Raw genomic sequence first — 5951 nt, 5'->3', positions numbered from 1 at the left:
GCCGGAGCTGGTGCCGCTGCCGGCTCCCCCGGCCGAGCTGGTGCTGCGGCTGCGGCTCGGCCCGCGCGCCGACTGGTTCGCCCCGGACGCGGCGGCCCGGCTCGCCCGTGCGCCCTACCGGGTGTCCGCCGCCGGCAACCGGATCGCGCTGCGCACCGAGGGCCCGCCGCTGGAGCGCGCCCGGGAGGGCGAACTGCCCAGCGAGGGCATGGTGCTGGGGGCCGTGCAGGTCCCGCCGGACGGGCTGCCGGTGGTCTTCCTGGCCGACCACCCGACCACCGGCGGCTACCCGGTGATCGGCGTCGTACCGCCCGCCGACCTGGCCGCCGCCGCGCAGGCCCGCCCGGGCATCCCGGTGCGCTTCGCCGTCCTCCCGGGACGCCCGACTACCTGACCAACAGGGCCGCCGCGACCGCCCGTTGGCCTTCGTCGACGACCCGCCCGCCGTCCTCGACGTCCCAGAGCACGTTCTGCAGCACGCGGGCGAGGGTCCAGCGGACGGCGCGGTCACGGTCCAGGCCGAGGCGGTCGGTCATCAGGTCGAAGCGGCGGCGCAGGGCGCGCGGCAGGTCGCCGGTGGCGACCAGGTCGGACCAGCGGTTCCGCAGGGCGGGCAGGAGTTCGAACCCCGGGTCGCCGGCCAGCGGTTTGGGATCGATGGCGAGCCAGCGGGCCCGGGCGCCGGGGGTGGCCGGGGCGAGCACGTTGCCGTAGTGCAGGTCCCAGTGGAGCAGCCGGTCGCCCGGTTCGGGCCTGACCTCGCGCAGGGCGGCCGCGAGGTCGGCGAGCAGTCGGCGGTCGCCCTCCTCCGCGAGTTCGCCGCGCGCCCGCGGGACCCGCACGAGCATGCCGTCCGCGACGTCCGCCAGGGTCCGCACCCCGACGGGTGCCTGACGACAGGTCAATTCGCCCAGCAGGTCGGCGAGGACGGCGGTGGCGGCCAGGTCGTCGGGGACGGTGAGCAGGGAGCGCGCGGGGTCGAGGCGTTCCAGCAGCATCGAGCCGGTGGCCGGGTCGTGGTCGAGCAGCCGGACGGCGCCCCGGCCGTTCCAGGCGCGCAGCGCGAGCGGCTCACCGGCCGTCTCCTCGTCCACGGGCTGGAGCTTGAGGACGGCCCCCGTGCCGTCGGCCCGCCGGACGGGCAGCACCAGGCCGACCACGCCGTGCGCGGGCGCGCCGTCCACCCGCAGCTCCCAGCGCTCCGCCAACTCATCGGCGAGGGAGGGCAGTCGGTCGACCCAGGCCCGCCCCTCGGCCCCGAAGAAGTCGACGAGGGAGGCGGCCAGCGCCTCGGGGACCCGGATCGGCTCGGCGGACACGGGACGACCCTACGCCAGCGCCGCGGCGACGGTCTTCGCGAAGCCGTCCGGATTGTCGATCATGATGTTGTGCCCGCAGTCCGGCACCGCCTCCAGCACCACGCCCGCCGCCCGGAGCCGCTCCGCCCCGGGCAGCTCGCCGTCGGCCTCGGGGAAGAGGAAGGTGCGCGGCAGGTCCAGGCCGTGCAGCTGCTCGCGCAGGGCCGGCACGGTCGCCCGGCAGCGGTGGACGGCGCTGCGGTGGAGCGCCTCGGGGCCGGCCAGCCGCATGGTGGCCCACCAGAACGGGCCCGCCCACCGCTCCACCCGCTCCCGGCCGCCGGCCAGGAACTCCTCCTCGGTGAGGCTCGCGATGCCGCCGCTGCCCGGGCCCGGGCTGGGGGTGACCGGGTCGATGACGGCGTCGACCAGCACCAGCCGGGAGACCAGCCCGGGGTGCCGGTGGGCCAGCGCGATCGCGACCGCGCCGCCCAGGCTGTGGCCGATCACCTCCACCCGCTCCGCTCCGGCCGCGCGGACGGCCGCGGCGACGGCGTCGGCGTGCGCCTCCAGCGTGTAGGGGAAGTCGGCGGGCCGGTCGCTGATGCCGAAGCCGAGCAGGTCCAGCAGGAGCGAGCGGTGGCCGGTGAGCAGCGGGTGGGCGGCGGCCGCGGCGTAGTAGACCGGCGAGCTGGCGCCGAGGCCGTGCAGGTAGAGGCGGACGGGCTCCCGGCCGGGGATCTCCACCCAGCGGATCCGGTCGCCGTTCGGGGTGACGGTGGCGTCGCGCACGGTCGTGCTCCTTCTGCGGTCGTCGAGGGGTGGCGGCCCGGGCTCCTCCCGGGGCGCCGGAGAGACCATACCTCGATGTCGAGGTATAACAACATCGAGGTATCGGGGCGGAATCTGAGAGAGTGGCCCCATGCTGAAGCTCGCGATCCTCGGGTTCCTCCACGACCGGCCCCTGCACGGCTACGAACTGCGGCGCCACCTCGCCGCGCTCACCGGCCACGTGCGGCCGATCAGCGACGGCACGCTCTACCCGGCGATCAAGCGGCTGGAGGCCGACGGCCTGCTGGTGCGCGCCACCGAACCCGGCGCCGCGGCCGCCCCCCGGCACACCCTGCGGCTCACCGACGCCGGCCGGGCCGCCCTGCTGGACCGGCTGCGCGCCCCGGACGAGCTGGACGTCAGCGACGAGAACCGCTGGTTCACCGTGCTCGCCTTCCTGCGCCACCTGGACGGCGAGCCCGCCGCGCAGGCCACCGTGCTCCGGCGCCGCCTCGCCTTCCTGAACGAGCCGGCCAGCTTCTTCTACGACGGCGACCGGCCGGTGGACGCGGAGGAGGTGGCCGACCCGTTCCGCCGCGGGATGCTGCTGATCGCCCGCGCGACCACCACCGCCGAACTGGACTGGCTGCGCGCCACCCTCGCGGAGCTCGATCACCGGGACTGAGCGCGCACGCAGAACGCCGCGGCCCGTGCCGGCCCTCTGCGGAGGGGCCGGCACGGGCCGCGGCGTTCGATCCGGGCGGCGCGGGAGCGGTGGTCAGTGCTGGTGGTAGGCGTGGACCACCGCGTGGCCACGGCCCTTGCCGATCATCCACTTGTTGACCGGCACGGTCAGGACGAAGGCCAGGGCCAGGGCGCCGGCCAGTGCCAGCCAGAAGACGATGTCGGCGAGCCCCGCGTCCATCGCGCCGGGCACGGTCATCATCACGGTGTTGTCGATGATCTCCATGACGACGATCGAGACGGTGTCGGCGGCCAGCGCGACCTTGACGGCGGTGCGGACGTCCAGGCCGGCCTTGAGCACGCCGCGCATGGTCAGCGCGTAGCCGAAGACGAAGGCCAGCAGGACCGCGAGCACCAGGGTGGCGCCGTTGCTCAGCCCGAAGGCGGTGCCGAGCACCATGCCGAGGATCTCGCCGATGGCGCAGCCGGTGAGGCAGTGCAGGGTCGCCTGCGCCGCGGCCGCCCAGGTCACTCCCCCGCCGCCGTGGCCGTGGTGACCCGCGTGGCCAGGGTGACCGGCGTGACCGGCGTGGTCCAGGTGGCCGGCGTGCCGCTCATCGGAATGGTGCCCGTGGTGGGTGTGGTGCTCATGGCCGGCGTGCTGGGCGGGGTGCGCCATGTCGTCCTCCACGTGCTCGTTCCCTTGGCCGTGCTGCCCGGTTCGTCGATGACTCTATACCCCCCTGGGGTATACGCCAACCCCTTTTCCCACGCCCTCTTCCCACCCCGCGCCCACCGTGCTCGGATGGTTCGCATGACTGACGAGCGGCACGACCAGGGACAGGACCGAGGACACGACGAACGACGCGAGGGCTACCGGGGCACCGGACCGGGCGCGATCACCCCGGACGGCTGCGCCGTCGACCTGTACGCGCGGCTGCCCGTCAACGACGAGCCCGAGGTGATCGCAGGCGCCGTCCCGCCCGGCGCGAGCCTGCTCGAACTCGGCTGCGGCGTGGGCCGGATGACCCATCCGCTGCTGGACCTGGGCTTCCGGGTGACGGCGGTGGACGAGTCCGCCGAGATGCTGGCCCGGGTCCGCGGCGCGCGCACCGTGCGCAGCCCGATCGAGCGACTGGACCTCGGCGAGCGCTTCGACGTCGTCCTGCTCGCCTCCTTCCTGGTGCACGCCGGCAGCCTGGACGTCCGCCGGGGCCTGCTGGACACCTGCCGCCGGCACGTCGCCCCGGACGGCTGCGTGCTGATCCAGCGCGAGGGCGAGGACGCGCACACGAACGTGCCGCGCGAGCGCCCGCTCGGGACGGACGGGTTGCTGCGGGTGGCCTCGGCCACACCGGTCGCCGAGGGCGTCGACCAGGTGCACGTCGAGTACGAGTTCCCGGACGCGCGGTGGACCCAGACCTTCCTGTCCCGCCCGATGGGCCGGGCCGAGTTCGAACAGGCGCTCACGGAGGCCGGGCTGGCCGTCGACGAGTACCTCACCGAGGACCGGATCTGGGTGCGGGCCCGGCCGGTGGCCGTCTGACCTGCCGGGGGTCACCGGTCGCGGGAACGGCCCCCGGGGGTGGGGGCGGGCGACAGGTCGTCACCTGAACGGCGTAGCATCATCCGGACGCCGGGCCCGCGCGCGGCCCGAGCGCCGGGCGGGACCGGTGGTTCGCCTGCCATCGGGCCGCGCCGCTGGACCGCGCCGGCCGGTTCGCAGGGCCGTTCCCGCACCGACCAACAAGGAACGCTTCATGCGCATCGAGCGACGGATACCCCGGGCGGGTGTCCGGTGATCGACTGGTTCCACGGGGCCGTCCTCGGCCTGATCCAGGGGCTCACCGAGTTCCTCCCGATCTCCTCCAGCGCCCACCTCCGGGTCTTCCCCGCCCTGCTGAAATGGGAGGATCCCGGCGCGGCGTTCACCGCGGTGACGCAGCTCGGCACCGAGACCGCGGTGCTGATCTACTTCCGGCGCGACATCGCCTCGATCGTGAAGACCTGGACGCTCTCGCTGTTCCGGCCCGCGCTCCGCTCGCACCAGGACGCCCGGATGGGCTGGTTCGTGATCGTGGGCACCCTGCCGATCGGCATCCTGGGCAAGCTGTTCCAGGACACCATCGAGCACGACCTGCGCGATCTGCGGATCATCGGTGCCACGCTGATCCTGTTCGGCGTGATCCTGGCGGTCGCCGACCGCACCCGGGCCATCCGGCACGCCAAGCCGATCACCGACCTGACCCTGCCGCACGCCGCCGGCTACGGCATGGCCCAGGCGCTGGCGCTCATCCCGGGCGTGTCGCGCTCCGGCGGCACCATCAGCGCGGGCCTGCTGCTCGGCTACAGCCGCGAGGCGGCGGCCCGGTACTCGTTCCTGCTGGCGATCCCGGCGGTGCTGGCCTCCGGCGTGCTGGAGCTGTTCAAGATCGGCGAGGGGCCGGCGCCGGACTGGGGGCCGACCATCCTGGCCACCGTGATCGCCTTCGCGGTCGGATACGCGGCGATCTCCTGGTTCCTGAAGTACATCTCGAACAACAGCTTCACGCCGTTCGTGATCTACCGCATCGCGCTCGGCATCCTGATCATCGTCCTGGTCGCCGCCGGCGTCCTGGAGCCGGACGCCGGCGTGGTCGCCGAGTAGCGACGGACGAGAACGGCGTTCCACCCGGAGAGCCGGGAACGACGAAGCGGGCCGGTCCATCCTCCACGGATGGACCGGCCCGCCTCCGTCTCGACGGGGGCGCTACCGGCGGCGCTCACGGGCGGCGGTCAACCGGCCCCGGACGGCGGCGTGGACCTCGGCCTCCTCGGCCGGATCGGCGGCGAGGCGGCGCAGCCGCTCCAGCACGCGGGCGTCACCGGTGGTGGCGACGTGCCTCGCGGCGAGCTCCCGGGTGGACTCCTCGCAATCCCAGAGGCACTCGACGGCCGGCCCCTCGGGGAAGTGCACATCGGTCGCGGCGAGCGCCCGGGCGGCGCGGCCGCGCAGTTCCGAGGAGACCGCCTCCCCGTAGATGTGGCGCAGGACCGGGACGGCCCCGGTGGCGGCCAGCCGCCCCGCGCCGTCGACCAGCGTCCCGAGCCCGGAGTCGGCCCCGGACACACCGTGCAGCGAGACCCAGCGGCGCAGCCCGGCCACCACCAGCGGGCCGTCGGCGGGCTCCCCCGCGTCGGCCAGCAGCCGGACGGGGG

7 protein-coding genes and 1 pseudogene are annotated in these 5951 nt (G+C 74.8%); 4 read left to right on the top strand and 4 right to left on the bottom strand.

Going from position 1 to position 5951, the window contains the following annotated elements; all coding sequences use genetic code 11:
• A partial coding sequence (locus ABD308_RS33810) for a 5-oxoprolinase subunit C family protein (protein WP_486327044.1) occupies positions 1-394 on the top strand: 394 nt, incomplete at its 5' end.
• Here the strand turns inward: ABD308_RS33810 and ABD308_RS33805 are convergent.
• Positions 387-1319: an aminoglycoside phosphotransferase family protein gene (locus tag ABD308_RS33805; RefSeq protein ID WP_344343548.1), complete on the bottom strand. Its 933-nt coding sequence runs from the start codon at positions 1317-1319 to the stop codon at positions 387-389. The genes ABD308_RS33810 and ABD308_RS33805 overlap by 8 nt on opposite strands.
• A gap of 9 nt (positions 1320-1328) precedes the next feature.
• Positions 1329-2090, bottom strand: coding sequence for an alpha/beta fold hydrolase (locus ABD308_RS33800; RefSeq protein ID WP_344343546.1), 762 nt, complete (start codon positions 2088-2090; stop codon positions 1329-1331).
• Between the two features lie 130 nt (positions 2091-2220).
• Between ABD308_RS33800 and ABD308_RS33795 the strand changes: the two genes are divergently transcribed.
• The gene (locus tag ABD308_RS33795; RefSeq protein ID WP_344343544.1) at positions 2221-2754 is read left to right on the top strand and encodes a PadR family transcriptional regulator; all 534 of its coding nucleotides are present in this window, start codon (positions 2221-2223) and stop codon (positions 2752-2754) included.
• A gap of 93 nt (positions 2755-2847) precedes the next feature.
• On the opposite strand, the gene ABD308_RS33790 is transcribed toward ABD308_RS33795, so the two are convergent.
• Positions 2848-3351, bottom strand: coding sequence for a DUF4396 domain-containing protein (locus ABD308_RS33790; protein WP_425554918.1), 504 nt, complete (start codon positions 3349-3351; stop codon positions 2848-2850).
• 207 nt (positions 3352-3558) lie between these two features.
• Between ABD308_RS33790 and ABD308_RS33780 the strand changes: the two genes are divergently transcribed.
• Both ABD308_RS33780 and ABD308_RS33775 read left to right on the top strand, forming a co-directional pair.
• Positions 3559-4299 (top strand): class I SAM-dependent methyltransferase, encoded by a 741-nt coding sequence (locus ABD308_RS33780; RefSeq protein ID WP_425554917.1) that lies wholly within the window; start codon positions 3559-3561, stop codon positions 4297-4299.
• Between the two features lie 255 nt (positions 4300-4554).
• Entirely contained in the window at positions 4555-5400 is an 846-nt protein-coding gene (locus ABD308_RS33775; protein WP_344343550.1) for an undecaprenyl-diphosphate phosphatase, read from the top strand.
• A 102-nt stretch (positions 5401-5502) separates the two neighbouring features.
• On the opposite strand, the pseudogene ABD308_RS33770 reads toward ABD308_RS33775, so the two are convergent.
• Positions 5503-5951, bottom strand: a pseudogene (locus tag ABD308_RS33770) (HEAT repeat domain-containing protein); the annotation flags it as partial.

The organism is Kitasatospora putterlickiae, from assembly GCF_039527695.1.
In the GTDB taxonomy this organism is placed as follows: Bacteria; Actinomycetota; Actinomycetes; order Streptomycetales; family Streptomycetaceae; genus Kitasatospora; species Kitasatospora putterlickiae.
The sequence above is the reverse complement of the archived record's forward strand: the minus strand, read 5'-3'. Positions and strand labels throughout refer to the sequence as shown.